The 26223-nt window shown below is 62.2% G+C and carries 23 protein-coding genes and 1 pseudogene; 10 read left to right on the forward strand and 14 right to left on the reverse strand.

What is annotated here, in order from left to right; all coding sequences use genetic code 11:
* Positions 1–17: 17 nt before the first annotated feature.
* Entirely contained in the window at positions 18–1277 is a 1260-nt protein-coding gene (locus NMLP_RS08715; RefSeq protein ID WP_015409749.1) for a Glu/Leu/Phe/Val family dehydrogenase, read from the forward strand.
* A 340-nt stretch (positions 1278–1617) separates the two neighbouring features.
* Here NMLP_RS08715 and NMLP_RS08720 read toward each other — a convergent pair whose 3' ends face one another.
* A complete protein-coding gene (locus NMLP_RS08720; RefSeq protein ID WP_015409750.1) occupies positions 1618–2724 on the reverse strand; it encodes a polymer-forming cytoskeletal protein in 1107 nt (368 codons plus the stop codon).
* 131 nt (positions 2725–2855) lie between these two features.
* Positions 2856–3014: a hypothetical protein gene (locus tag NMLP_RS15440; RefSeq protein WP_160169591.1), complete on the reverse strand. Its 159-nt coding sequence runs from the start codon at positions 3012–3014 to the stop codon at positions 2856–2858.
* Positions 3015–3070: 56 nt separating this feature from the next.
* On the opposite strand from NMLP_RS15440, the gene NMLP_RS16280 reads away from it, so the two are divergent.
* Entirely contained in the window at positions 3071–3349 is a 279-nt protein-coding gene (locus tag NMLP_RS16280) for a hypothetical protein (protein ID WP_231857225.1), read from the forward strand.
* Here the strand turns inward: NMLP_RS16280 and NMLP_RS08725 are convergent.
* A complete protein-coding gene (locus NMLP_RS08725) occupies positions 3333–3578 on the reverse strand; it encodes a small CPxCG-related zinc finger protein (RefSeq protein WP_015409751.1) in 246 nt (81 codons plus the stop codon). The two genes, NMLP_RS16280 and NMLP_RS08725, sit on opposite strands and share 17 nt — an antisense overlap.
* Positions 3579–3946: 368 nt before the next feature.
* Here NMLP_RS08725 and NMLP_RS08730 point away from each other — a divergent pair, with 368 nt between their 5' ends.
* Positions 3947–4984 (forward strand): tyrosine--tRNA ligase, encoded by a 1038-nt coding sequence (locus NMLP_RS08730; RefSeq protein WP_015409752.1) that lies wholly within the window; start codon positions 3947–3949, stop codon positions 4982–4984.
* Between the two features lie 261 nt (positions 4985–5245).
* Positions 5246–6328: a sensor histidine kinase gene (locus NMLP_RS08735; RefSeq protein WP_015409753.1), complete on the forward strand. Its 1083-nt coding sequence runs from the start codon at positions 5246–5248 to the stop codon at positions 6326–6328.
* Between the two features lie 5 nt (positions 6329–6333).
* Here the strand turns inward: NMLP_RS08735 and NMLP_RS08740 are convergent, their stop codons facing one another.
* On the reverse strand, positions 6334–6609 hold the full coding sequence (locus NMLP_RS08740) for a winged helix-turn-helix transcriptional regulator (protein ID WP_049926358.1): 276 nt from the start codon (positions 6607–6609) through the stop codon (positions 6334–6336).
* Between the two features lie 212 nt (positions 6610–6821).
* Between NMLP_RS08740 and NMLP_RS08745 the strand changes: the two genes are divergently transcribed.
* Both NMLP_RS08745 and NMLP_RS08750 read left to right on the forward strand, forming a co-directional pair.
* Positions 6822–7280, forward strand: a complete 459-nt coding sequence (locus NMLP_RS08745) for a hypothetical protein (protein WP_015409754.1) — start codon at positions 6822–6824, stop codon at positions 7278–7280.
* 101 nt (positions 7281–7381) lie between these two features.
* A complete protein-coding gene (locus NMLP_RS08750; RefSeq protein ID WP_015409755.1) occupies positions 7382–8251 on the forward strand; it encodes an SDR family oxidoreductase in 870 nt (289 codons plus the stop codon).
* A 16-nt stretch (positions 8252–8267) separates the two neighbouring features.
* On the opposite strand, the gene moaA is transcribed toward NMLP_RS08750, so the two are convergent.
* The 4 genes from moaA to NMLP_RS08770 form a co-directional block, all read right to left on the reverse strand.
* Positions 8268–9263 (reverse strand): GTP 3',8-cyclase MoaA, encoded by a 996-nt coding sequence (gene moaA, locus NMLP_RS08755; protein ID WP_015409756.1) that lies wholly within the window; start codon positions 9261–9263, stop codon positions 8268–8270.
* 471 nt (positions 9264–9734) lie between these two features.
* On the reverse strand, positions 9735–10022 hold the full coding sequence (locus NMLP_RS08760) for a helix-turn-helix domain-containing protein (protein ID WP_015409757.1): 288 nt from the start codon (positions 10020–10022) through the stop codon (positions 9735–9737).
* A 94-nt stretch (positions 10023–10116) separates the two neighbouring features.
* Positions 10117–10350, reverse strand: a complete 234-nt coding sequence (locus NMLP_RS08765) for a hypothetical protein (RefSeq protein ID WP_049926360.1) — start codon at positions 10348–10350, stop codon at positions 10117–10119.
* Between the two features lie 100 nt (positions 10351–10450).
* Positions 10451–11719, reverse strand: a complete 1269-nt coding sequence (locus tag NMLP_RS08770; protein WP_015409759.1) for a tRNA pseudouridine(54/55) synthase Pus10 — start codon at positions 11717–11719, stop codon at positions 10451–10453.
* A gap of 250 nt (positions 11720–11969) precedes the next feature.
* Here NMLP_RS08770 and NMLP_RS08775 point away from each other — a divergent pair, with 250 nt between their 5' ends.
* Positions 11970–13322 carry a phosphohexomutase domain-containing protein gene (locus NMLP_RS08775; RefSeq protein WP_015409760.1) on the forward strand — a complete coding sequence of 451 codons (1353 nt, stop codon included), beginning with the start codon at positions 11970–11972 and terminating at the stop codon, positions 13320–13322.
* A gap of 30 nt (positions 13323–13352) precedes the next feature.
* Here NMLP_RS08775 and NMLP_RS08780 read toward each other — a convergent pair whose 3' ends face one another.
* The 6 genes from NMLP_RS08780 to NMLP_RS08805 all read right to left on the reverse strand — a co-directional run bounded on the left by NMLP_RS08780 (position 13353) and on the right by NMLP_RS08805 (position 21830).
* The gene (locus NMLP_RS08780) at positions 13353–14309 is read right to left on the reverse strand and encodes a hypothetical protein (protein WP_015409761.1); all 957 of its coding nucleotides are present in this window, start codon (positions 14307–14309) and stop codon (positions 13353–13355) included.
* Positions 14310–14365: 56 nt separating this feature from the next.
* Entirely contained in the window at positions 14366–16537 is a 2172-nt protein-coding gene (locus NMLP_RS08785; RefSeq protein ID WP_015409762.1) for a pentapeptide repeat-containing protein, read from the reverse strand.
* A 42-nt stretch (positions 16538–16579) separates the two neighbouring features.
* On the reverse strand, positions 16580–16960 hold the full coding sequence (locus NMLP_RS15175; RefSeq protein WP_152024123.1) for a hypothetical protein: 381 nt from the start codon (positions 16958–16960) through the stop codon (positions 16580–16582).
* A 206-nt stretch (positions 16961–17166) separates the two neighbouring features.
* Complete coding sequence (locus NMLP_RS08795) at positions 17167–18951, reverse strand: spermidine synthase (protein ID WP_015409764.1); 1785 nt, start codon at positions 18949–18951, stop codon at positions 17167–17169.
* 77 nt (positions 18952–19028) lie between these two features.
* Positions 19029–19802 carry a hypothetical protein gene (locus NMLP_RS14455; RefSeq protein WP_015409765.1) on the reverse strand — a complete coding sequence of 258 codons (774 nt, stop codon included), beginning with the start codon at positions 19800–19802 and terminating at the stop codon, positions 19029–19031.
* 549 nt (positions 19803–20351) lie between these two features.
* Positions 20352–21830, reverse strand: coding sequence for a globin-coupled sensor protein (locus NMLP_RS08805; RefSeq protein ID WP_015409766.1), 1479 nt, complete (start codon positions 21828–21830; stop codon positions 20352–20354).
* A 108-nt stretch (positions 21831–21938) separates the two neighbouring features.
* On the opposite strand from NMLP_RS08805, the pseudogene NMLP_RS16195 reads away from it, so the two are divergent.
* The 3 genes and pseudogenes from NMLP_RS16195 to NMLP_RS08815 form a co-directional block, all read left to right on the forward strand.
* A pseudogene (locus NMLP_RS16195) lies at positions 21939–22253 on the forward strand (PAS domain-containing protein); the annotation flags it as partial.
* Positions 22254–22304: 51 nt separating this feature from the next.
* The gene (locus NMLP_RS08810; protein ID WP_394296875.1) at positions 22305–23690 is read left to right on the forward strand and encodes a PAS domain-containing protein; all 1386 of its coding nucleotides are present in this window, start codon (positions 22305–22307) and stop codon (positions 23688–23690) included.
* A 220-nt stretch (positions 23691–23910) separates the two neighbouring features.
* The gene (locus NMLP_RS08815; protein ID WP_015409768.1) at positions 23911–26166 is read left to right on the forward strand and encodes a PAS domain-containing sensor histidine kinase; all 2256 of its coding nucleotides are present in this window, start codon (positions 23911–23913) and stop codon (positions 26164–26166) included.
* The last annotated feature ends 57 nt before the right edge of the window (positions 26167–26223 follow it).

Below are 26223 nucleotides of genomic sequence, written 5' to 3' on the forward strand. Positions count from 1 at the left end.
TGGACAACCACTGCTGTATGTCCGACGACATAAATCCTTTCGAGAGCCTTCAAGAACAGATCGACGACGCCGCAGCGCACATCGACGTCGACGACGGCGTGCTCGAGCGGATAAAAAACCCCGAGCGAGTCCTCGAGGCGAACCTCTCGGTCGAACTCGACGACGGGTCGGTCGGGGTGTTCCGGGCCTACCGCTCGCAGTTCAACGGCGACCGGGGACCTTATAAAGGCGGGATCCGATATCACCCGGGCGTCTCCCGCGACGAGGTGAAGGCGCTGTCGGGCTGGATGGTGTACAAGTGCGCCGTCGTCGATATCCCCTATGGCGGCGGGAAGGGCGGCATCGTCATCGACCCGCGGGCGCACTCCGCGGCCGAACTCGAGCGGATCACCCGCGCGTTCGCCACCGAACTCCGCCCTCTCATCGGAGAGGACCGGGACATCCCCGCGCCTGACGTCAACACCGGCCAGCGGGAGATGAACTGGATCAAAGACACCTACGAGACGCTGGAGAACACGACCGCGCCGGGCGTCATTACCGGGAAGGCGATCGACTCCGGCGGATCGGCGGGCCGCGTCGAGGCGACCGGCCGCTCGACGATGCTCACCGCCCGCGAGACGTTCGATTACCTCGGTAAGGACCTCCCCGACGCCTCCGTTGCGGTCCAGGGGTACGGCAACGCCGGCAGCGTCGCGGCGAAGCTCCTCGAAGCCGACCACGGCGCGACCGTCGTTGCGGTGTCGGACTCCTCGGGGGCCGTCTACAACCCCGACGGCCTCGACGCCGAGGCGGCCAAGGAATATAAAAACGAAACCGGCTCCGTGACGGGCTATCCGGGCGCGAGCAAGGAGCTAACCAACGAGGAGCTTCTTGCCCTCGACGTCGATTTGCTCGTTCCGGCGGCCCTGGAGAACGCCATCGACGGCGAGTTGGCGACGGAGGTGGACGCCGACGTGATCGTCGAGGCGGCCAACGGCCCCCTGACGCCGGAGGCCGACGACGTCCTCACTGACCGGGACGTCACCGTCGTCCCCGACATCCTCGCCAACGCGGGCGGGGTCACCGTCTCGTACTTCGAGTGGGTCCAGAACCGCCAGCGGTTCTACTGGACCGAATCACGCGTCAACGAGGAGCTAAAGCGTCACATCGTCGAGGCGTTCGACGGTCTCGTGGAGTGTTATGAGGCGTACGACCTCCCGAACTTCCGCACGGCCGCCTACGTCGTCGCGCTCCAGCGGGTGCTGAACGCCTCCGAGGAAGCGGGCCGTTGGCCCTGAGACGGTCGTCCGCGCGTCTATTACGGCGGGAGTTCGAACGCCACGACCTGTCTCACGGAACCGCTACTCCCCCCGTCCAACCGTGGGGACGGAACCCGGTGCAGAGCGGACGTCACGGTGACGGGCGTCCACCCAGTCCCTGAGCGCCTCGGGGTCGGACACGAACAGAATTGAGGCCCGTCCCTGTTCGCCCGGGAGCGGTGTTTTGTTATCAGTCAACTCTAATCGTACGGTCCCAGCATTTAGCGGAACAGTTTGTACGCCTGCTTGAAAGACACAGCGAGAATGCCCCGTCCCGTCCCCACGGAGCGACCAGCGGGGACGGACAAGCCGGGAGCGTTCACGGCTCATTGGGTGCCACGGGAGTCGGAGCCGACTCTTCCGTATCGTCGCTCGTGGACCGCCACTCGTAGAGCGAATTCATAAACGCCCCAACCCCGAGTAGCGCGATTGCGATCAACAGAACGCTCACGTACGGGAGTGCGTTGGCGAGACTGACGACCGCTAACCCCAACGCGAGCCCGCCCCATCGATGGCCGTACCCGAATACGGACAGCCCCCATGTACCGATCACGAACGCCCCATAGACCAGTCCGAGCCACAGGAGGAAGACGGAGCTGTAGCTGGCGATAACTGCGAGCGGAATACCGACGATAGACAGGGCTAACGCACCGATAATGAACGGTATTCCGATTAGCGTCGCCACGCCGACACCGCCGCTGGCGATCGGTCGATCGATGCCTCGATCGGCCACCCGATCACTGAACCGGGGCGCAGCCACCAGCGCGATGGCTCCAAGCAAGAAATTCGCGAGAAACAGGTACACGTTGAGAAGTGGCGTCACGGCCCCAGCAGGGAGATCCGGCAGCGATCCGTTCGAAAACGGCACTGGCCCCGTGTTGCGGTCGGTTTCGGTTATTTCACCCGCGATTTCGGCGTCGTCGGAGATGGCCGTCTCGTTGCCGCTGTATCTCAACTCGTCTTCGATGATCGCAGTTGGGCCGACCGTCACCGATTCGCCGTCGAGTCGCGTCGTGTCATCGACCGTCCCGTCGACGGTGACGGTTCCGCCGGTCGCCTCGAGGGCGCCACCGACGGCCGCGCCGTCTCGGACGTGGACCTCGCCGCCAGTTGCCGTCAGGTCGCCGTCGATGGTTCCCTCGACGACTACGGCCCCCCCTGTTGCCGTCGCGTCGCCAGTCACATTACCCGTCACCGTCACCGATCCACCAGTCGCGGTCAGGTCACCATCGACCGAGCCAGCGATTAGGACGGTACCAGCTGTCACCTCGAGATCACCGTCACGTGTCTCCTCGGGGCCGACCGTGATCGAGCCACCCGTTCGTTGATCCTGTGCGTGGACGACGCCGATCGAACTCGACAGACAAAGGAGACCGACGACGATCAACACGGCGAGTCGACCGAACCACTGGACAGAGTGAGACATTCTTCGTGCCAGGCCTCGTTGTCGGGGGCGAGTAGCGGCTCTGTGATAACAGATCGGTACGCTAAAATCGACGTTTAAGACGGGAGACTGTGGTATCAATAACGGAAGTCACTGTGGGCTCAACTGGCCGTTCACACGCGGGTGCCGCGGTTTGCACACCGACTTGCGGCTCCCGGCACATCGAGTGATGCGATTCCGATGGCTTGGTCGTACTCGTCTCTGAGGGTGAGATCCGGCGCGAGCGAGACGCCCCCACTCGATGGCCACCCCGCGGCCCGTATGTCCCGCATATTGTGTTTCTAGAGACCATACCGCATTTTTATCCCCTGTGCTTGTAAAAAGCGCAATGATAACAGGACACACGGCGGACGACCTTTGGTGCTCAGTCGCCGCCGAACAGGTCCCCGAACAGATTCCGCTGGGCTGCCCGGAGAACCTGGTCGAAGGCCTGCCGGGAGACGCCGAGGCTCTCGGCGACTTCGGTCGCGCTCTGGGTGCGAGGCTTTTCAAAGTGACACCCTCCTCGCCGTTTGCGGCGAGGAGGAGGTCACGTCCGACGGTTCCGACTACAGTGTATAGACCTCGGTACCCGAGCAGGGGTGTCGGTGCTATCGGTTTGCGCTAGCTGCGACGCTGAAGTCCCCTACAGCGTGGAGGTCTTCGTCGATCCCCGCCCCCTCGCAGTCGTCGTTGGGGCAGACGTAGTGCCAACCGTCCCGGGTTGCCGCCCGCTCGGCGAAGCGTTCGCCACAGCGTTCGCAGACGAGTTGCTCCGACGAGCAGGTGTCGCGGTGGAGTTCGTACTGGAGTTCGTCAGTAAACGTCCGTTTACAGGCTTTACACGTGTACGTCATATCCGGATCTCCGCCGCCGAACCTCTTATAAGTACCCGTTCGTTCGTCGACCCGCGAGACGGACACAGCACGCTGGAACTGTCGATTGCGGCCGTCGACAGCGTTCGGGCGGGATCGGTTCACAGGCCGACGTCGAGCACGTATAGTAGCGATCGGAAGACACTGCACACTCGATCGCACGACGGCAGTGCGATCGATGTGTAATCACTTGCGATGGTTACTATAGGGCACGCGGTCTCGGGATCCGGTGCCGCCCCGGCAGGCCGCGCACCCAGGGTCTGACCGCACCCCCGACACGGGACACGACAACTCAGTGCACGCGCCCGGCCACCCGAACGTTTTATCGGCCGTCTCGCGGAACCACACCTATGAACACGGCCGAGCGGACCGGACTGGTCACGCGGTTCACGGAGGAGGTCATCGCGGAATCCGAGATCGAGGCGTTGTTCGAGGGGTCCGGGGAGCCGACGGCGTACGTCGGCTACGCCCCGACCGGCGAGATGCACATCGGCCACTTTACCACGATGCGGAAGCTCGCCGATTTCCTCGAGGCGGGTGTCGACGTGACGGTGTTGGTCGCCGACCTCCACGCGCATCTCGACGACACCAAAAGCCCCTTCGGGCTCCTGGACGCCCGATCGGAGTACTACCGGACCGCGATCGAGGCGATGATCGACGCCGCCGGCGCGGACCCCTCGGGCGTCTCCTTCGTCCGGGGCACGGAGTTCCAACTCGAGGCCCCATACACGATGGACCTCTACCGAATGCTCGCCGAGACGACGCTCTCGCGGGCCCAGCGCGCCGGCAGCGAGGTCGTCAGACAGTCCGAGAACCCCGCGCTCGGCGGGCTCGTCTACACACTCATGCAGGCCCTCGACGTCGCCGCCCTCGAGGCCGACATCGCTTACGGCGGGATCGACCAGCGCGGCATCTACATGCTCGCCCGCGAGCAGCTTCCAGCACAGGGCTACGACAAACCCGCCTGCGTGTTCGCACCGCTTCTGTCGGGGCTCTCCGGCGGAAAGATGTCCGCTTCGGAGGCCGACTCGAAGATCAACCTCACCGACGACGACGACGCGGTCGAAGAGAAGATCGGCGGTGCCTACTGCCCCGCGGGCGAGGCCGAGGACAACGGCGTTTTGGAGTACCTCCGGTTTCTCGTCTTCCCGGTCCTCGAGGAGCGCGGCCGCTCGTTTGTCGTCGAGCGCCCCGAGGAGTACGGCGGCGACCTCGCCTACGACGGCTACGACGCCCTCGAGTCGGATTTCGTCTCCGGGGAGCTTCACCCCGCCGACCTCAAGCCCGCGGTGGCGGCTGCGATCTCCGAGGTCATCGATCCGGTCCGCGAGCGTCTTTCGGAGGAGCCCGAACTCCTCGCGTCGGCGTACCCCGACATTCACGGGTGACATAGCGAGCAGATGCGGTCCGGCGGGCCGTGCGCTATCTTTTCGTGACTTATTTTGCGATACTCGGTACATTTATTCAGTTATCACGACATACGTTGGTACGATGGGCGATCCCGAAGGCGGCGAGCGACGAGTGGCTCGGACGGCCGGCTGGCGTCGGTCGACCGAATCGACGGACAGACGACGCATGCTCCGACCGACGGCGTCGTCGCGGTCGCGTCGCCGTCCAACACCCCGGCCGACAGTACGACCCTCCTGAGTATGTTACCGGATACTGCGTCGGTCGATGGGCTACGATACCTGATCGAACACATTCAGGACGCCGTCGTCGCCTTCGAGTTGGTCGACGGGGAGCCGGTCGTTCGGGGTGTCAACGAAGCGTTCACCGAGCAGTTCGGATATCCAAGAGACGAGGTGCTCGGGACCAAATTGAACGAGCGGATCGTCCCGCCGTGGCGCCGCGAGGAGGCGTCGGAGTTGGACCAACGGACCGCGGACGGCGAAATAAATTACCAGCAGGTCCAACGACAGACGGCCTCGGGACTTCGGGAGTTCCTCTATCGCGGGGTCCCCTACGCCGACTCGGAGGACATCGTCGACGGCTACGCGGTGTACACCGACCTGACGGAGACGACACAACGCGAGCGCCAGCTGAAAGTGTTGAACCGCCTCCTCCGGCACAACCTGCGCAACAAGGCGTCCGTAATCGGCGGCAACGTCGAGCTGCTGCTCTCGGGGATCGACACGGGGGACGAGAGGGTAGAGCGGGCGGGGGAGGAAGCACGGGAAGCGGCCACGGAGCTGCGGGAACTCAGCGACGAGGCGATGCAAATCAACCGCGTACTCGACACCCGGGCCGCCGGCGCCACCACGGTCGATGTCGTGCCCGTCCTCCGCAACGTCGTCGGGCGCTTCCGCGAGTGTCACCCGTCGGCGAGGATCGAAACCGATATTCCAGAGTCGTCCGCGGTCGTCGTGACGACGGGGTTTCGGGGGGCAATCGACGGACTGGTCGAGAACGCCATCGAGCACAACCCCGCGTCCGATCCGCGGGTCGTGGTCCGAATCGAGCCGGGGCCGGAGACGGAGTGGCTCGACCTGACGGTCGAGGACGACGGGCCACTCATTCCGTCGGCCGAGCGGGAGGTGATCACCGGCGAGTCCGAGATCACACAGACACACCACGGCCGCGGACTCGGGTTGTGGCTCATCAAGTGGACCGTCGAGCGCTCCGGCGGGCGACTCTCCTTCGAGGAGAGCGACGTCGGCGGGAACTGCGTCCGCTTGCGGTTGCGCCGATCCGAGCCGCTCTCGGCCCCGGACGGCGCCGACAACGGACGGTAGCGCACTCAGGTCCCGCCGAGCCAGTCGTCGGCCCACGCCTCTATCTCGTCGAAGACGGGACACAGCGATCGTCCCGTCTCCGCGAGCGAGTAGTACGTCGCAACCGGGGCGTCTTCCTCAAGACGGCGCTCGACGACCCCCGTTTCCGGGAGGTGTTCGAGGACCCGCGGGAGCGTCCGGGAGCTCGCGTCCGTCGATCGCTTGAGCTCGTTGAACCGCTTTTCGCCGTCCCGGAGGTCGTGGAGAACCAGCAGGCGCCACTTCGAGCCGATCTGCTCCATCGACTCGGCGACCGGACACGACGAGTCGACCAGTTTTCGCGCGTTCGATATGTGCCGTCGTACGGTGGGGGCTGATAAATATCCACCCCGCTCGAATCGGACCTCCCCCGCCCGACATCCCCTCCCTGAACTGGACCTCCCCCGCCCGACATCCCCTCGGCGGAACCGCCGGAGGCGACACACCCAAGCAGGCACTGGCCGTATTGGATCGTATGTACACCGGACGGACGGAGAAACCCTGCTGTCTCTGTGGGCGACCCGAGACCGCCCACCGGATCGAGATCCCACCGCGGGCGATCCAGCAACTGAAACACGCTGGCCCGATCGCCTGGCAGGACATCGAAGGAGAAGTAACGCTATATTTCTGTCAGGACGACTGGGAGACGGTGCGGGACCTCGTCCTCGAAACCGGACTGAGCCCCCTGCCGCGGTGTAACGCCGGTCGTGCGTCCTTCGTCCTGCGGGAGGACTTCGAGGCACTGCTGAACGCGAACCGGGCCGAGCCGGACCAGCGACCCCTTGAGCGGGACCTACTCGAGAACGCGGCCGACGTTCTCGAACGGTACGAGGCGGACGATCCCCACGTCGAGGAACGGGACCTCGTCGAGGCGCGGGTCGTCACGTGGGCGATGGAGGATCTCGGGCCGCCGCACGTACCGGCCGGCGACTGAGTACCGGCGACCCCGACGTCGCGTCGCCGTCCGGACGGTGGGTGACTGTACCGACAGAGCGAATACCAAACACTGTTATCCCCCGTTCTGTATTGACGTGCGTGAACACACCTGCCGACGCGTTTGAACTGACCGAGCCGGAACTGACAGCCGACGACCTGTTGTTCGTCGAGGACCCGCACTTCGAGCCGGCGTCGGTCGCCATCGTGACGGGGGCGGCCTCGGGGATCGGTCGTGCGACCGCGGTCGCGTTGGCGGCCAACGGTCTCACTGTCGTCGGGGCCGACATCGACGAGGCCGGCCTCGAGGGGACCGTCGACCTCGCCGCCGCCGTCGGCGTCGACGGAACGGTGCGACCGCTCCCGACGGATCTCACCGACGACGGTGACGTCGAGGCGATGGTCGAGACGGCCGCGGAGGCGGGCGAGCTCCGGTACGTCGCCAGCATCGCCGGTATGCAGTACATCTCGCCCATCCCCGAGTTCCCTCCGGAGAAGTACGATCTGTTGCTCGACGTGATGCTTCGGGCTCCCTTCATGACGGCGAAGTTCGCCATGCCACACATCCGGGCGACCGGGGACGGCGTCGGCGCGATCGCGAATATGTCGTCGGTCCACGGTCAGTACGCCACCCAGGACAAGGCCGCCTACATCACCGCCAAACACGGTCTCGAGGGACTCACCCGGGCGATCGCTGCCGAAGGCGAGGGCACGCTCCGGGGCTTTTCTGTCAGCGCGGGCTACGTGTTGACGCCGCTCATGATGAACCAGATCGAGGACACCGCCGAGGAGCGCGGCATCTCCGAACGGGAGGTCGTCGAGGACGTCATGCTCGGACAGGCTCGTGGCAAGGAGATGTTGACTCCCGCCGAGGTCGCGAACCTCTTTACGTTCGGCTTCTCGAAACACGGCAAACACCTCAACGGCGCCGACCTGCTCTGGGACGGCGGCTACACGCACACCTACGAGTGACCGGCGCCGGGCACACTCAGGCCTCGAGGTGCTCCGTCTCGAGGTACTTTTCGTTGAAAACCCACTCGCCGTCGTCGTCTTTGATCATGTACTCGCCGTAGTAGGGGACGCGCTCGTCGACGGTTTCCCGGAACGTCTCGCGGATCTCGGGTTTCGTCATTTCGCCCATGCTTTTGAGGTCGTCGTTGCGGTTGAGACAGCCCTTCAGATACCCCTCGTGGGTCACCCGAACGCGGTGGCAGTTCGCACAGAAGTCGGCGTTGCCGACGGGGTCGACGATCTCGACCATCCCGCCGGGTAGGTCCGGGTCGTCCTCGCCGACGAAGTACCGGCGCCGCCCGTGCATCTCGCGGCGCTCGACCCGGTCGGCCTGCTCTTCGAGCCACCCGTGAACGCGATCGATGTCGACGGCCCACTCGGGGCGCCCGGCGAGTTCGGGCATATATTCGATGAGCTGGAGCTGCAACCCCTCGTTCTCGGCGACGTGGTCGACCATCTCCGGGACGTAGCCCGCGGTGTGCTCGAAGACGACCATGTTGAGTTTGACGGGATCGAGGCCGGCCCCGAGGGCGGCGTCGATGCCCGCCATCACCTCGTCGTAAGCCGTACTCTTCGTGACCTCCTGGAATGCCTCCGGGGAAAGCGCGTCCTGGGAGACGTTGACTCGTTCGAGCCCCGCCTCGACGAGGCCCTCGGCGCGCTCGGGCAAGAACGTCCCGTTTGTCGTCACCGAGGTGTCGATGCCATCCGGCGTCCGCCGAACGATTTCCTCGAGATCCTCCCGAAGCAGCGGCTCACCTCCGGTGAATTTCGCCTTTTCGATGTCGAACTCGTCGGCGACCTCCAGAAATCGGACGACGTCGTCGGTCGACATCTCGGCGTCGGCCGGCTCCATCGGTCCCCGGGTGTCGCCTAGGCCCTCGTTGTGGCAGTAGACACAATCGAAGTTACACCGGTCGGTCAACGAGATCCTGACACCGGTGGTTTCGCGGCCGAACCCGTCTTCGAGCATACACAGTCCTCGGGGCAGACGTTCTTAAAATCGACGCCGCGAAGCCCCGATTCGAAACGTATTTTGGTTACGTGTGGGCTGAACTGCCGGCCGACTAGGTGCGGCGGGCGAGAGACGAAAACCCACAGCGATGGAGCCGACACAGCCGCAGCGACGAACATGCTCTTGTCGGTCGGTTCGGCTGTCGAGGTGGGGACGAGGCTTCCGGCACCGCCGTCCTCGCCGGGGCCCATCGAGTCGGCTCCGAGCCGAACCACCGCGGGGTCGGAACGCCTGAGGAGCCGTAGAGCGCGCGATCCGTGGCCGTGTGGACCACACGACGCCGTGGGCGAACACAGGACGCGTCGTCCGCGACCGGTTGCGATGCCGCCAACGGGCGTCCGTGTCCCCTCCGAGAGGATATTAGACAACTCCGGCGGCGAGGGCCCGACAGAACGGCGGCGGAACGAGGGCGCGAGCGGGGCTGCCGGCTCAGGAACCGAGTTCCGACTCGAGGAGCGCCTCGAAGTCGGTGTCGTCGTCGTGATACGCCTCTCGGTGTCGAGCCGCGAGCTGTCCCTTCGGCGTTATTTCGTAGAGCCCGCTGTTGGGGGCTGGCCCGATGCGTTCGAGCAGGCCGTGGTCGGCGAGGAGGGGCAACCGCGTGTTGATGTAGGCGCGGTCACGGTCGATGTCGATAGCGATGTTCGCCGCGGTGTTTCGCCTGCCGTCGGAGAGCGACTCCAAGATGTCGAAATCGGTGGGGGAAGCCAATTTCATAGTGGGGTGTGTCCAGATTGGCGCTTCCAGTTTTTTATATTATCGGCCGTCGGCGTCCGCCAGAGCAGGGGTCGCGAACGGTCCGCGAGGGGACTCACGTTTCGGCATCGATTGCCGACGCCGCCAGCTCGAGGTGTTCGATAGCCCGCTCGTGGCGGGTGATCGCCCGCTCGAGCAGTTCGTATGTCCGTTCTGGGTTTCCGACCGCCCCGGGATAGGTCGCAGCGAGGAGGTACTGCTCCATCGCGCCCATCGACGCGTCGTTTGCCATCTGGATGGATTTCAACACGACCCAATCGGCGACGTCGCCGGCATATCCGTCATCCATACTCATTTTTTCAGTGATTCAGCGATGAAAACCACCGGTATTATACCCGTCGCTCATAACACGCGGTGTGTCAGAATGTACCTTTATTATGCCGGAATCGCTATTCGGTCGTCCGATCGGCCGAGGACGCGTCCTCGACGGAGACCGGGTCACCGTCCCGGTCGAGATGGAACTCGGTCGTCAAAAACGGCTCGTCGACGCCTTCGACGTCGAGCACGTCGAGAGCCGCTACTGTGGCCCCGACGCCGAGCAGCCTCGCGAGGCTCGGCTCGGTCCGTCCGTCGTCGCCGCTCACGAGCTCTTTTATATATAATCCCCCCTCGCCGTGGACCTCGACCGTCGCGGTGTACTCGTCGGTCAGCGAGCCCTCGACGTCGAGGACGGTCCGTTCTCTGACGAGGTCGGCCCGTCGGTGGTCGACCCGGTTCGGCGTGCGCTGTTCGATCGTCGCCCCCTCGAGCTCGTCGAGCGCGGCCTCGAAATCCGCCGTCGCCACCGGCTCGACGAAGTCGATCGTCGCCCGGTAGGTCTTCGAGCCGTCGTGGCCCTTGACCCGCTCGATCATGTCGTGAGTCACGCGAGTCAGTCCCTCGATTTCGACCGTTCCGTCGGTGCCCTCGTTGACCGCCGTCCGGAGCTCCGTCAGGTCGGCGTCGCGCCGGCGAGGCTGTTTGATTTCGAGGACGAAGGGGCGTCCGGAGCCGAGCATCAACGCGTCGACGTCCTCGCGGCCGGCGCCGTGAAACACCGCCACCGTCCCGCGGAAGGCGCTCAAAAACGGCGGCGCGACGAGCTCTTCGACGCTCTCGTCGAACTTCTCCCACTCGGTCTGTGGGATGTCCCGTTTCAGTTTCCGATAGCGACCGTAGATGGAGACGGAGTTGCGCTGGAGTTCGATCTCGTCGGCCTCCAGATCGATCAAAAACTGCACGTCAGGGCGGTGAAAGTCCACATCGGCACCGAGACGGCGACCGACGCGGCGGCCGACCTCGCGGTTGAGTTCGGCGCGCAACTCCTCGCCGGCTTCGGGGTCGAACCCCGCGTCGATGCGGAGCAGACGGTCGTTCTCCTCGAGTAACGGCGGTACCCGGGTCCCGATTTGGTAGGTGTACAGCTCGGTCGCGCCGAGGGCCTCGATGGCGCGGTCAGCGAGGGTGTCGAACCGGTTGCAGAGCCCCTCACACACCCAACAGGGCTCGTCAGGTTCCTCGTAGGGTTCGTCGTCTTCGAGGGCGAGAGCCGTCCGCATCGCGCGGCCCCGGGCCTCGTTCGTCAGCCCGAAGCTCCGGTCGGCGACGGGACGGCCGAGACAGGCGTTACAGAGCGGCCCCGTAGCCAGGAGTTCGCGAGTGTCGTCGATGAGGCTCATTAGGTACACTCGCCGCCGCGCGGCCTTCGGTGTTGCGTTCTCCGGCCCGAGGGGCCGTTCGCCCCTCTCGATTCGACGACCGATTTATATACGATGCCGGCGGCAGACCCGCCGTGAGCTGACCACCGCCGGCGGCCCGCCGAGGCGGGTGTACAGCGCGAGGGCCGTCGGGAGGAAGCGCTGTCTGTACGCACCGAACGCGCGCCGTCCGTTCGCAACCCTTGAAGTGACTTGACGGCCAGTTTCTACTATGGACCTGTTCGGAACCGCCGGTGTCCGCGGGGACGCACGGACGAAAGTGACGCCGTCGCTCGCGTTGGCCGTCGGGCGGACGGCCGCCGACGCCGGCTCGGAGTTCGTCGTCGGCCGCGACGGTCGCGAGACCGGCGAGGGGATCGCCGCCGCTGTCGAAGCGGGGCTCGAAAGCGGCGGTGCGGATGTTCATCGTCTCGGTCGACTCCCGACGCCGGCGCTCGCGTACGCGAGCCGCGGTCGTCGGGGGGTCATGATCACCGCGAGCCACAACCCACCGAGTGACAACGGGTTGAAGCTGTTCGTCGACGGGACCGAGTACGACCGCGAGGCCGAGCGCCGGATCGAATCGCGGCTCGACGGCGAGTCGGGGGCGACCCCCGTCCCGTGGCACCAGTGGGGAGCCGGGGGGACACTCGACGTGCTGGCGCGGTATCGCGCCGACGTCGCCGAGTACGCCCGCGACACCGCCGGGGGCTGTACGGGACTCAGTGTCGCCGTCGACTGCGGAAACGGGACGGCGAGTCTCGTGGTTCCGGACGTCCTTCGCGAACTCGGGGCCGGCGTCACCGCGCTCAATGCCAACGTCGACGGTCACTTTCCTAGCCGGGAGTCGAAGCCGACGCCGGAGAGTCTAGCGGACCTCCGCCGGTTCGTCGCCGACGGCGACAGCGACCTCGGGATCGGCCACGACGGCGACGGCGACCGAATCGTCGTACTCGACGCTGACGGCGATGTCGTCCACGAAGACACGGTCCTCGCTATCGTCGCCGAGCACTACGTCGCGGCGACGGAGGCGGCCGACCCCGTCGTCGTGACGACACCGAATGCCTCCGGCCGGATCGACGAGCGGATCGAGGCGGCCGGCGGCCGGATCGAACGGGTTCGACTTGGTGCGCTCCACGAGGGCATCGCGACCGCCGAGGCGTCGGGCGGGACCGTCGTCTTCGCGGCTGAGCCGTGGAAGCATACGCACCCCTCGTTCGGCCCCTGGATCGACGCCGCCGTCAGCGCGGCGGTCGTCGCCGGCCTCACGGCCTCGACGGGGCTTTCGGCCCTTCGCGAGCCGGTCCAGGAGCGTCCCTACCGAAAGGTGAGTTTCGACTGTCCGGACGACCGGAAGCCGGCCGCGATGGCCCGGCTCGAATCGCGGCTTCCGGAGGCGTTCCCGGAGGCGGACGTAGACGCCGAATACGGACTCAGGTTGAGCCGTCCGGACGGCTCGTGGCTGCTCGTCAGGCCGAGCGGGACCGAGCCGTACCTCCGGCTGTACGCAGAGAGCAACGACGTCGACGCGCTCGTCGACGCCGCCTCGGAGCCCATCGAGCGTGCCATCGACGAGTCGGGGTAGCTATCGGTCGGCCGCCGCCCCGTCGTGTGATTAGTTGAACAGGTCCTTGCGTTCGGCCTCGGAGAGTCGGACATCCGGGTGAGCGTACGCCGAACACTCCTCGCACTCGTAGGAGCCACCGTGCGCTTCAAATTGGTAGATCGGATACCCGAAAAAGAAAAACGCATCCTCCCGGTGGCGTTCGACGATCGCATCGGCGATCGCGCCACAATTTGGACAGTAGTCCTCGTCCATTGCCGGGACCTGGTAGGTGATTTTTTTCCGACCGATGAATGCCTCCCTGTAGGCCGCACTCTGTGAGGTCTGGATCAGATCCTCCACGGGGAAGTCGTCGGTTCGCACGGTGTTGTCGTGGCCGGTTTCAGTGGCGACCGTAACGTTAGTGTACGCACTCACCTCGACGGTGTTGTTCGAGCCGACGAAATGGAGTCGGAGGCTGCCGTGGCCATCAACCCGGACACTGTTGTTCCAGCCGGTCAAATAGAGGTCGAACTCCGAGGTGCTATTTTTGATCCGAGCCGCGTTCCGACCGCCGGTAACCGATACCCCAGTGTCGGGCCCGGTGACGTCCAACTCGCGGTCCCACCCCGTCAGGCTGTCGTCGTATTGCGTTCGGGGCAGTGGGGCAGTGTCGCTCTCGTCGCGAAACCGCTGTTCGTCGCCGAGTATCTGGAGATGGCCATCGACCGCGTCGTGCTCGATGAAGACGTCCTCGGCATCGACGACGAGGACATCACCCGAGGCCCCGCCCGGTTCGATGTATCCGTCCTCAATCGTCCCGCTGACCTCCGTTTCTATGGGGCCGATATCAGCTGTTTCGCCCGCCGCCGTATTGGTGTAGACGTATTCCGCGTTCAAAATCTTTAGATCACCGTCGACGGCGCCTGATTTGACGTAGACGTTCTCGGGTGCAACGAGTTTGACGGGAGGCTGTTCGTCACCGTTGAGCGTAACATCGCCGGAGTAGGTCGTCGAATGGGAGGTCATCGTTGTCGACTCGTTGTGGGTTGTATTCGTGATCGCGAGTAGTGCATCTTTGTGTGTTAGATTTCGCTTCGTTTGATCAAGGCGTACAGGAACAGCCCCGCAAGGATCACGTTCATGTAGACGAGGAACGCGGAGACGAATCTGGCACCGGGGCCGATCGGGCCGATGTTACCGTAGCCGACCGTGAGGAACGTGATATACGAAAAGTACAGGTTCAACCCGAGCGTCCGGAGCCCGCCAGACGTGGCGAGTTCGGAAGCCGCGATCTGTCCGGCCCCGGTTTCGAAGGGCGAGCCCCCGAGTGCAAACAGGAGACCAGCAAACAGCGGAAACAGGGCAAACACCGTCGTGATTCGATAGAGCCGCAACCCGTAGCCGCACGAAATCCCGAGAAACAGGTTCTCGATGCCGCGAAACGCGTTCTGCCCCCGCGTTAGCAGTGTTTCGTCCGAGTCAGCGGCGATCTCGAAGAACTTTCGACGGGCGTGCTGTTGTCGCTTGACACGGAACTCGCCGGCGGCTTTCACATTGCTCTGGGCGGACGCGCTATTTTTCGCCCTGAGATACGTCTTTTCGACGACATCGGGTGTCATTTCCACGGCGAACTCATAAGGACACGTCCCATCATCGAAGCTGTGGAGGTTCCAGTCGTTGCGGTCCAGATAGTCGGTGTGGTCGGAGAAACTGAACTCCTCGAAGGTCGTATCACAGAACCGCGCGTAGTCGAGAAGCTCCCGTTCGTCGGTCGGGTTCTCCGCGCTCAACTCGACGTCGCCGACCGTCGACCGCGTCAAATCGAACCGAACCCAGCCGTCTTCGGGTTGAATAATACGCCCCTCAGAGATAGTCGCCTCGGTGAAGTTGAAATACGTGTCGTCACCGAACGACATGGCTTTTAATCGAAGCGAGTCGCTGAACATCGCGTCAGTGAAGTCCGCGCTCTGTTTGAACGCAACCTCAGTGAACTCCGCCGAAGTGCAGGTGACGTCACTGAAATCGACGGCACCGCCAAACGTCGCATTTCGGAACACCGCATCGTCCTCTAGGTGATTGGTTCCGCCGTTGAAAATCGCTCCACGAAAGGTTGTAGTCCCCGCAAAGACGGCGTTCGTGAACATGGCGTCGCCGTCGAACAGAACCTCATCGAAATCGGCTTCCCCGTCGAAACGGACGTCCTCGAACAGCACATCGTCGGCGAACTCGCTTCGCTTGAACACCACATCATCGGCGAATTCGGCATCCGTGAAATTCGAATAGCCGAACCGTCCCCGCTCAAAGGTCACGTGGTCGCTGAAGGTGGCACCGGCGAACGATGCATCGTCCACAAGTAGTGCCGTCCCGCCGCGACACTCGACGCCGCGGAAACTCGCCTTCTGATCAAAGTGCGTGTCGTCGAATAATACGTCCCCGGCGAAGGTGACCTCGTCGAAGTCCGCAGCACCAGCGAACGTACTGCCGGTGAACGCGACCGTGCCTGAAGCGGTACTCTTCTCGAAGTTGGCGTCACCGTCGAACGAGACGTCCCTAAACTCGACGTACTCGAAGTCGGCGTATAGGAACGAAACGTCGCCGTTGAATGCTGCCCCGGAGAACGTCGTGTTGTCGCCGGTCTCGTTGGACCGACCGTAGAACTGTGTGGCTTCAAAGCTCGCCTCGGCGTTGAACGCTGCGTTAGTAAAACGCACGTCGTTAGCGAATTCCACCTCGTCGAAGATTGCCTCTCGGGTGAAGACAGCCCCGGTGAAATCGGTATCGTCGCCCGTAACGGTCGCCTCAAGCCAACCGACCGCATCAGTAAATCGGGTACCCGCACAGAGCACTCCGTTTTCGAACGTACAGTTGTCGGCCACTAGCCCACCGACGGTGCTGTGACGGAGGTCGAGTTGTTCTTCGAACCGCCCATGGAGGACAGATATCCCGCCAGGAATAGTCGTATGACGGAGGTCGACTGGATGTTGATCGTCGCTTTCGATATCGATGTACTCAAGATCCAGCCGTGGGAGGTGGGCTCCGATAAACGCCCGCGTCGACTCGGCGTCACTTTTGAGTTTTCCGATGAGCGACTCGGTGAGCTTAGCTGTCGAGATACCGGCGGCAGCACGCTCGTCGGGGGCCATATGGAATGGGCAGTAGTCACTCGTTGGGTGCTGCTCGTGGGGACACGACCAGCGACGGTCGACCGATGTCACCTCGTGCGCCTCAGGATCAAACTCGTAGCGACAGGTCATGAGCGGGGGCGAAGCATTTGTTGCTGACATGATGCTCTGTTGTTAGTTGATTTTACTCGCTGGCGTCTCGTACGCCGGCGTGTCGTCCGCGGTATCGGCCGCGAGATCGGTGAAGATGTGTTCCGAATACAGCGCCAGGCCGTACTCCGGATATGTGTGGTACGTCTCGTAGGTGGTGGCCGACCGGCAGTTGATCGCCGTATACGCCCCCGGTTCGAACCGGTAGACGATATCGAACTGTTTGGGCCCCGGAAACGCCGATATCGGCTCGCGCCTGATCGTAGTAGCTACTCCGACCGGTCCGAGCCGGTAGCGGCCGCTGTGTATTGTTTGTCCGTCGTCACTGGCCGGGGCACCGATCGAGCAGCGACGCTCTGTCGGGCAGCGGTCGTTTGACAGTCCGGACTCGGCTGGCAGTTCCACTGTCGCTACGCGCCCCTGTCGGATCGGTTTACACGAAAACAGTTCGTAGAAACCGAGGGTCGGAGCACAAACGCAATGGGAGTCTCCGATCACAAAAAAGACGAATTCGGACCCGAAGAACCGTCTCTGTGCCTGCCGTTTGATGTCGTAGGTCGCGAGCGGAGGCCGCTCGGTGTCGTATGCGAGGTAGAGACGCTCCGGTGCAGTCATTGGTCCCGTTTGATTTTTGTCTCGACGATGAGATCGTAGTTCGGATCGAAGACGCTGTTCGGCTCGACGCCGGCGTACCGCGGTGTTTCGCTCCAGTCCACCGATCGGTACTGTTCGCCGTGGGTCCGGACGTACTCAGTACCGTTTGCCGGGACGATGGTCGATTGTGGCTCATGTGGGGCAAATACGAAGAACCGTTCACCGAGTTGGTCAGTGCCGTCGGCGTTGGGATCGTTGTACGCGTAGTACCCCATCCGGTGATCGAACCCAGCCTCACGAACAGTGTTCATGTACGCTTTGTGATGTGGGCCGTACGTGTAGCCCGAATACCCCCAGGTCACGACGGTCCCGCCGTCAGCCAACCGATCGGCGAGCATGCTATAGAATTCAACCGAGTACAACTGCAGTCCGTCATCACTCTTCGCTCCCGGGAGATCCAGCAGAATGAGATCGTACTCGCGGTCGTGTTGCTGAAGATACGTGTAGATATCCTGCTCGTAGACGGTCAAATTGTCGTACTCGTAGGCATCGTCGTGATACCGTTCGAGAAACTCGCTGTGTTTGGCCCGGTTCATGAATTCCCCGTCGACATCGACCTGATCGACGCGAACGGTGTGCTTCCGCAGATAGTTCGCCGCGATCCAGTCGCCCCCGCCCACTACCAACACCTCTGTCTGGGTCGAGTTCTCGTACATCGTCATCGGGACATCGACGAGCCCGTGGTGATAGGAGCCGGCCCAGCTGTCACACAGCTGTATCGCTGAGTCCAGCCGGAGGCAGGTGTCCGACTCACCGGCGAACAGCTGGTTTTCCGACTCGCCGTTCCACGACCGCTCGTAGCGAACGACCTGCTGGTTTCGAGTCGTGTACTGGCCGGTGATCGACGCCGAAACGGTATCCTGGGGGTGTTCGTCTTCGATCAGCGATTCCATGTAATACCCGGTCAGTTCGTCGTCAACCGTTTGATGTTGAATCACGACACCCGCATAGACAGCGGTCAAGAGCAGACAGGTTATCAGTACCACTCGGTGCCCGGGAGAGCCGATCGAAAGACCGTAGCCATCGGTGCTCCGCCCCCCGTCGCTAAACTGCGCCACAAACAGTACGGCTGCGAGACAGTTCAAAAGCGCCAACACGAACACCGACGGAATCAACCCGAGTCGGGGGTAGAGGACGAACACGTATGCGAGCGCCCCGAAAAGTCCGCCCAAGTAATCCATCGCCAACACGGTAGAGTAGGTGTCGTACTCCGTACCCTCCCGGTCGGTCCGGAACACTGCCGAGAGCACCTGGTAGGTTCCGTGTTCGAAGGCCCGTCCGATTCGCTCGACCCAGCCGGGGGGCGACGACTGGCCGGTTTCGGAGTCGACCATCGACAACAACAGCGGCAACTCGAACCCCGAGAGCACGCCGACAATAACGACTGGCAGGCGGGCCGCGACCTGCAGGACCTCGTCCGGGAGCGACTGTGGGAGGACAGCGGTATTCACCCAGAGAATGAATAGGAACCCGGCCGGAGCGCTGAGCGCCAAGTAGACCTCCGTCCGGAAGAAATTCGAATGTCGGGCGTCGTCAAACTGGCGAACGAGAAACGAGCCGACACCGAGAGACGAAAAGAACAACCCGATAGTGAGTCCATACTGCGTGACGGTCCCACCGTAGACGACTGTCAATAGTTCCGAGTAGACAAGTTCGTAGCCAAAGCTACAGAGGGCGACGATACACGCGATCCCGTGTAACGTTGTACGCTCGGGGAGTCCCGACGACGTAGTGTCCGACATACTATGTGGGGCCGACAGCCCTGCGACGGTCAAAGGCCGGATTCGGACTCGGGGAGAGGCTCATGTGTGCGATCCTGTCAGATCCGGGGGGATACTTTCCATCGTTCGGTGATCTCCTTGCCGTCGGCGGTCTCTCGAACCCGGAGATCAAGACACTCCCAGCCGAGATCCGTACCCTCATCAGGGCCCTCAGCTATGACGATGTTAGCGCCAACCCGATACCAGCCAGATTGCAGATCTCGGATCGAGGGTTCGATCTCCTCATCGGACGGGGAGTTGTAGGTATCATCCCAGTTGAGTGGTCCGGGACCGGGATCTTGCTCCTCGAAGCGGGCGTCCGAACCGATGTATGCGACCCCGATCGCGTCGATATCGACCGGATACTGGGTCACCTCGTCGTCGTGGTCATTGTACCAACCACTCGCATACGAGCCACCCCAGAACCATGCGCGCCCGTTTGCAGTCCGCGGGGCCGAGCTATACCCGCCACTCCCGCGGCCAGTCGCTCCACGCCCCTTTGCGGCCCGGGCCGTACCGACCGGCGATAGGACAGCAAGTGCTTGGGGAATCGCGACCGACTCAGCAGCGTCTGTCTGATCACCGGATCCGGACACCGCGTCGACAGCGAGATCTCGCCGGGACTGCACCCAACACTCCGACTCGCCGTGTGGGTCAATCCGGAGTGTCGACCCATCGGCTGCGAGTTCGACCTCGTCAATCACGTTTGACTTCCGAGGCGGCGGTTCCGTACTGCTCCCGGTACAGCCTGCAAGAGCCGCCAGCCCACCGGTAGCGACGATGCCACTCGCTGTGAGCAGCGCGCGCCGTTCGATCGATTGCCTATGGCTCATGTGTGTATGTGTCCGCACCATCGAGCGCGGATTGATCGGCGAGTGGTGTATCCATCTGCGAGCGCGGATTTGAGTATTACGCGTTTGACATAAATGGCTTATTTTAGCTGCAACGGTCTTTTGAGTATCCGTTCGCCCTCCCCGGAGCTTTGCTCAGCGCCGATCGAAATTGGCTGACGACCTCTCGCCGGAGCGTACGCGACGTGTTCTCGGCCTCAAAAATCGAAGACGTTCGGCACAACACCACCTCCGGTCCCGTCATCTCTCCGTTCGGCCCTCGGTTCCGGCCGAGCGCCAGAACACCCGTCCGGCAGACAGCGGGGGAGGCTGCTGGCGTTCGTGGAAACCCCGTCCGGACAGCCCCTCGGGAATCGAAAAACGTCCGAGGACAGTGCCAGGCCGCCAGTGCCCCTATTCTCGACCAGTGTCGGCCCCTAGCGTCGTTTGTGCCGCAGGACCGTCGCGCCGGCGACGGGTGGGTCGAGACGGTCCGACCCCTATCGTTGTTCGTGCTGCAGGGATGCCGACACAGTGACAGCGAGCGTGGGGTTACTCCGAGCCGAGTCGGCTGGCCGTCTCCGCGATCTCGTGTATTTCGGCGGTTTGTTCTTCGTTCGCCGCGGCGATGGTCTCGATCTCTTCGGACACCTCGTTGAGATCAGCGACCAGCGCATCGACCATGCTTGCGACTTCCTCCGTCGTCGCCGCCTGGTCGTCCGTTGCATTAGATACTTCTTGGATACCCTGGGCGGACTCCTGAACGGCATCAAGGGTTTTTTCGAGATTCCGAATCGTCTCGGCGACCTCTTCCATTCCGTATTCGACTCGCTCGGTGACTACGCCGAGGCTCTCTGCGGTCTCTTCGATGTCGGTTTCGATCTGTTCGATCGTTTGTTCGATCTCCCCGGCGTTCTGTTTGGTTTCGGTTGCCAGCGACTTGACCTCGTCCGCGACGACCGCGAATCCCTCCCCGGCTTCATCCGCTCGCGCCGCCTCGATCGAGGCGTTCAACGCCAAAATGTTCGTCTGATCCGCGATCTCGTTGATCACCGTCGTAAAGTCGTTTACCGCATCCATCTGTTCTTGTACCGTCTCCATGTTGGTCGAGGCGTTTCGGACCGCTGTTTGAATATCCTCCATCGCCGCTCGGGCATCGCTGGCCGACTCGTTCCCTGACTCGGTGAGTGTTTCCGCCCGCTCGCTCGTGTGAGCCACCTCGGTCGCCGTCGAAGCGATCTCCTCGATCGTCGCACTCAGATTGCCGAGTTCGTTCGAGGCCTCTTGCATCCGATCAGTCTGGTCAGTCACCGAATCGCTGACGATGGTTGCGCTTTCTGTGATGTGCTCTGCCGCCTCGGAGACCTCCTCGATCGGCGCTTCAAGCTCGCTTTCGACCCGATCCATAAGCGCCTCCTGTTCGGCCACAGTCTCTTCGATCTCTTGGCTGTACGAGTCGATGTAGGTGTCCATCGCCACCTGCTGATCGAGATTGATGAGCTTTTGAACAGCAAGTATCTGGTCGGTCAGCGTCTCGACGGTGGCGGTCGCCTCAGCGTTCAGATCCTCGGTGGCACGCTCCACGAGTGCGTCGAGGATCCCGCGATAATAGACGCTGTACGCCCCGAAATAGATTTTCGGCCCCAGATCGAGCATGTCGTGAATCTTGCCGATCCGGGCACGCCTATCGAAGTACTGTTGATCGTACTCGCCCTGTCCAAGTTCGATCAGATACTGCTGTTGGTCGCGTTTGAGCGCCTGAATCGGTTTGGAGGATGAGTCCAGAATGGCGATCGTTTCGTCGTACGTCTGGAGATGTCGGTAGAACTCTTCGACCAGCTCCTCCGCGACGGTGTCGAATATCTCACTCGCGTCGGCGAGCTCTCGAGCATCTTCGTCAGTGAACTGCGTGTACTCTTTGCGCCAGGCGATCTCGTCGGCGTCGATCCCGATCCGCTCAGTTAGCTCCGCACCGACGACACCCGCTCGTTCCGTCTCCGTTATTTTCTTCGACTCCTGTTCAGTGCTCATAGCGTGTCTTGTCGGCACTCCACCACTTAAACAGATGGGGGAAAATATGTCCGATAACGACTACTGAGTCGTGTAATTGTTTATTATCCTGCGAGCAAAGCCACCAGTATGAATCTTGAGAACCTGATTCGGCCAGCGGTGATCCACTCGGCCGAAGCGATCACCTATGCCAATCAGGAGTTTTGTACGCTCGTCGGTGCTGACACACCGGCGGACGTAACCGAACGGCCGCTCGAATCGTTCCTTTTCGAAGCAGATCGGGCCGTTTTAACGGACTCGTTTGAGCAACTACTTGCTAACGACAGGGAGACGTGTCGCCATCAGCTCACAATCAAGTGTACCAGCAAGGCCGAGTGTGAGGCGATCGCTGTGAGCGCACCCACGACATGGAACGGCCAGCCCCAAATTCGGACAGTCTTTCTCGACATTTCACAGTCGGATCGCGACACGGCGACCACGCTTGGGGGAACTGCAATTGATCAGGCTCCGGTGGGCATTACTGTCGTCGATGTGACGCTTGATCATGAGCCTCTTATCTACATTAACGACGGATTCATCGATATGACGGGCTATTCGCGAAACGAGGCTCTCGGCCGGAACTGTCGGTTTTTGCAGGGCGAGGAGACACGCGATGAGCCGGTCGCGAGGATGCGCGCCGCGATCGACGCCGAACAGCCCGTTACTGTTGAACTCCGAAACTATCGCAAAGACGGGACGGAGTTTTGGAACCGCATACGGCTCTCGCCGGTCGAAAACAACGACGGAACCGTGACTCGCTATCTCGGTTTTCAGGAGAACATCTCCGAAATGAAGGCCCATCAAAAAGAACTGTTGCTCTTCGAGACGTATGCGGAACAGGCCGATTCGGTGTTGTTCATCACTGACGCGGACGGTACCATCCGGTACGTCAATCCGGCGTTCGAGCGCACGACGGGGTATTCAGCGGCAGAAGCGATCGGGCGAACCCCTCGAATGCTGAACTCCGGAGAGCAAGATGAAGCGTTCTACGAGGCGTTCTGGGAGACGATTGCCGCGGGCGAAACGTGGGAGGCCGACATCGTCAACCAACGAAAGACGGGCGAACGATACGAAACGATCCAACGGGTCACGCCGATCGAGGACGATCGGGGTACGATCCAGTACTACGTCGCTCTCGAAAAGGAGATCACACAAAAGCAGCTCCGAAGACAGGTGTTAGACGTTCTCAGCCGAGTGCTTCGGCACAACGTTCGGAATTCGGTCACCGTGATCGATGGGTACGCCGAGTTGCTTGCATCCGGTAGTGACACTGTAGACGTACAGGCGGTTGTCGACAGCATTCGTGAGCAGGCGGGTAGCTTGGAGTCGATCAGTGAGCGAACGGCGGCAATCCGGCGACTGATCAAATTGCTTGAATCGGACGAGGACCCCATCGAGATGCCGCTCGATGAGACTGCATCGATCGTCGAGCACTGTCGATCGGAACATGCTGACGTGGACATCGACCTAACGATCGACGCTCAAGGTTCGTCGGCGGTCAAGTATGGGGACGTCTTGGAGGTGGCGCTGAAAGAACTACTAGAGAACGCGGTCGAACACAACGACCGGGAGACACCGCGAATTTCGGTTACGGTCACGACCGCCAAAGAGACCGATAGGGCGGTTCTTACGATCGCCGACAACGGCCCTCGCATCCCGCAGGCGATATGGGAAATAATCAGGTCGGGGCAGGAGACGCCGCTACGCCACACAGAAGGCATCGGGCTTTGGGTGATATACTGGTCGATCAGCACACTCGGCGGGACGATCGAACTCGCACCGAACGAGCCCCGAGGAAACGAAATAACGGTGGAAGTCCCGTTGGTCGAGTCCCCCGTTTGATTGTTGTCGATTATACGTGTACTCACACGGGCGGCCTCGATGTCTTGAGACGACGCTCGCGGTGGACGTCCCCCGATTAACGACTCAGGTCACACGCGGGTAATTTTAAAAATTGGTAATTTTTGGACGTTATCGCGAGTCTATAATCTATTATAAGGAATTTCAGGCCGACATCGGTACTATTTAAAGGTTTGCGATAGGGGATATATACGTACCTAGTATGCGAGAAAGCTCGACGGATCAGGCGGCTCCCGTGGCCGATCTGCAGACGACGACCCAGGAGTACGAGACGATTTTTGATGCCGTTGTCGAAGCGATCTTCTTGTTGGACGTCGACGAGGAAGGGACGATCCGATACCAGCGGTTCAACGAGCGTGAGGAGGAGTTCACCGGCAAATCCACCGCAGACGTTCGCGGCAAAACTCCCGTCGAGGTGTTCGGCGACGAGCTCGGCGGAAAATTACAGACCAATTACCGAACGTGCGTCGCGCGGCAGGAGCCGATTACCTACGAAGAGACGTTACACGCAAGCGGAGACGAAACCGTCTGGCGGACTACATTAACGCCGATCGTCGAAGACGGCACGGTCGAACGCATCGTCGGAACTGGCCGGGAAATCACGGAGCTGCAAGCCTCCAAGCAGAAATTACAACAGCGCCTCTCGTTTCTGGAAAACACCTCGGACGTCATTATTCTGCTCGACGAAACCGGGCTCGTCCAGTATCAAAACCACTGCCGTGACCATCTCCCTGGCCCGAACGTGTTCGATCTGACGGGAGCGGATCCCGCTGTTCGCATTCATCCGGATGACCGAGACAGGGCCAAAGAGACGTTTGCGTCCGTGGTCGCGGAGCCAGGCGCTACCGACCGCAACGAACTCCGGATCAAACAGACGAACGGCGAGTATGGGTGGTACGAACAGCGTGTTCTGAACCTCTCGGAGAACCCAGCGGCCAACGGCATCCTCGTCAGTAGCCGAAATATCTCCGACCGGAAAGAAAAACAAGCCAAGCTCGAGGGGATTTTCGAGGCGGCTCGTGACGTCTCATTTATCATCGCCGAGCCGAGCGAGGACGGACGTGACGCGGTAATAAGAGAGTACAGTCCCGGGGCCGAGCGCCTCTTCGGATACACTCGCCCGGAGGCAGTCGGTGAATCGGTCGGGCTGCTCCATCGACGAGCTGCGACCGAACGGATTCCGGATATTCACGAGCTAATTAGGTCCGGTGAATCGTGGTACGGCGAGGTTGAACACGTCCGAAACGACGGCTCGACATTCGATGCAGTGTTATCAGTTCACCCGCTAGAACTCGAGGGGCAGCTGTGTTTCCTCGGGGTCTCGATCGATATTTCCGAGCGCAAGCGTCGCGAACGCGCACTCGAGCAGCTACACAGCTCGACCCGCGAGCTGATGAGTGCGGCCACCACCGAGGCGGTAGCCACGATCGGCTCTGAGACGGCTGCACAGGTGCTCGATCAGCCGATGAACGGGATCCATCTCTACGAGGCAGAGACGAACGCGCTCGTACCCGCCGCGTGGACGGAGGGGACCGCGGAACTGCTTGCCGGACCGCCACCCACCCTTCCGGTCGAGGATAGCTTAGCCGGGCACGTCTACCGGACGGGTGACCCGGAGTACTATACTGATCTGACCGAACGGGAAGATCGCTTCGTTACCGACACCCCGTTCCGTAGCGAAGTCGTGCTTCCGCTCGGCGAGCACGGGGTTTTCGTTTTGAGTTCGACGACAGCTGATGCGTTTGATCGGATCGATACGACACTGGCCCGGGTACTCGCGGCAAATATCGAAACAGCGCTAACCCGCGCCACCCAACGTCAGCAGCTCGAACGTCAAAACGACCGACTCGACGAGTTTGCGAGCGTGCTCTCACACGATATCCGGAACCCCCTCAACGTGGCCAAGGGCCATCTCGAAATGGCCCGGACGGCGGGTGAGCACGAGCATCGACATCTCGCGGCCGTCGGGCGGGCACACGACCGGATACAAACGCTGGTCGACAGTCTGTTGGCCCTCGCCCGTAGCGGCGACACCGTCGACGAGCTGGCGCCACTCGAGTTACACCGACTCGCCGATATCTGCTGGCAAAACGTCGAAACCGAGCGAGCGACCCTCGAAATAGAGTGTGCTCGAACGATCCGCGCCGACAGAGACCGTCTCAAACAGCTGTTCGAGAATCTCTATCGGAACGCTGTCGAACACGGAGGCGAGGACACAACAGTACTGATCGGAGCGTTAGACGGTGGGTTCTACGTGGCTGATTCTGGGCCGGGGATTCCCGAAAGCGACCACCGGGACGTCTTCGAGGCAGGGTACTCGACGAACGACGCCGGGACCGGCTTCGGTTTGCGGATCGTCAGACGGATTGTCGAGGCACACGGCTGGGAGATTCGCGTGGTCGAGAGCGAACAGGGAGGGGCCCGGTTTGAAATCACCGGCGTCGATCGAACCGATTGATCGAGTAATCTCACCCGGTATTCGGCGGTGGATCCCACACTATTTGCTCTCTGAATT

This window comes from Natronomonas moolapensis 8.8.11 (assembly GCF_000591055.1).
Lineage (GTDB): Archaea > Halobacteriota > Halobacteria > Halobacteriales > Haloarculaceae > Natronomonas > Natronomonas moolapensis.

Excerpts from the sequence above, each read along its gene's own strand:
- NMLP_RS08735 (WP_015409753.1), top strand. The coding sequence starts at position 5,246 with ATGTTACCGGATACTGCGTCGGTCGATGGGCTACGATACCTGATCGAA.
- NMLP_RS08760 (WP_015409757.1), bottom strand. The coding sequence starts at position 10,022 with ATGAAATTGGCTTCCCCCACCGATTTCGACATCTTGGAGTCGCTCTCC.
- NMLP_RS08785 (WP_015409762.1), bottom strand. The coding sequence starts at position 16,537 with ATGACCTGTCGCTACGAGTTTGATCCTGAGGCGCACGAGGTGACATCG.
- NMLP_RS08740 (WP_049926358.1), bottom strand. The coding sequence starts at position 6,609 with ATGGAGCAGATCGGCTCGAAGTGGCGCCTGCTGGTTCTCCACGACCTC.
- NMLP_RS08770 (WP_015409759.1), bottom strand. The coding sequence starts at position 11,719 with ATGAGCCTCATCGACGACACTCGCGAACTCCTGGCTACGGGGCCGCTC.
- NMLP_RS14455 (WP_015409765.1), bottom strand. The coding sequence starts at position 19,802 with ATGAGCCATAGGCAATCGATCGAACGGCGCGCGCTGCTCACAGCGAGT.
- NMLP_RS08775 (WP_015409760.1), top strand. The coding sequence starts at position 11,970 with ATGGACCTGTTCGGAACCGCCGGTGTCCGCGGGGACGCACGGACGAAA.
- NMLP_RS08745 (WP_015409754.1), top strand. The coding sequence starts at position 6,822 with ATGTACACCGGACGGACGGAGAAACCCTGCTGTCTCTGTGGGCGACCC.
- NMLP_RS08815 (WP_015409768.1), top strand. The coding sequence starts at position 23,911 with ATGCGAGAAAGCTCGACGGATCAGGCGGCTCCCGTGGCCGATCTGCAG.
- NMLP_RS08720 (WP_015409750.1), bottom strand. The coding sequence starts at position 2,724 with ATGTCTCACTCTGTCCAGTGGTTCGGTCGACTCGCCGTGTTGATCGTC.
- NMLP_RS08780 (WP_015409761.1), bottom strand. The coding sequence starts at position 14,309 with ATGACCTCCCATTCGACGACCTACTCCGGCGATGTTACGCTCAACGGT.
- NMLP_RS16280 (WP_231857225.1), top strand. The coding sequence starts at position 3,071 with ATGATAACAGGACACACGGCGGACGACCTTTGGTGCTCAGTCGCCGCC.
- NMLP_RS08805 (WP_015409766.1), bottom strand. The coding sequence starts at position 21,830 with ATGAGCACTGAACAGGAGTCGAAGAAAATAACGGAGACGGAACGAGCG.
- NMLP_RS08765 (WP_049926360.1), bottom strand. The coding sequence starts at position 10,350 with ATGGATGACGGATATGCCGGCGACGTCGCCGATTGGGTCGTGTTGAAA.
- NMLP_RS08725 (WP_015409751.1), bottom strand. The coding sequence starts at position 3,578 with ATGACGTACACGTGTAAAGCCTGTAAACGGACGTTTACTGACGAACTC.
- moaA (WP_015409756.1), bottom strand. The coding sequence starts at position 9,263 with ATGCTCGAAGACGGGTTCGGCCGCGAAACCACCGGTGTCAGGATCTCG.
- NMLP_RS08715 (WP_015409749.1), top strand. The coding sequence starts at position 18 with ATGTCCGACGACATAAATCCTTTCGAGAGCCTTCAAGAACAGATCGAC.
- NMLP_RS15440 (WP_160169591.1), bottom strand. The coding sequence starts at position 3,014 with ATGCGGGACATACGGGCCGCGGGGTGGCCATCGAGTGGGGGCGTCTCG.
- NMLP_RS08795 (WP_015409764.1), bottom strand. The coding sequence starts at position 18,951 with ATGTCGGACACTACGTCGTCGGGACTCCCCGAGCGTACAACGTTACAC.
- NMLP_RS08730 (WP_015409752.1), top strand. The coding sequence starts at position 3,947 with ATGAACACGGCCGAGCGGACCGGACTGGTCACGCGGTTCACGGAGGAG.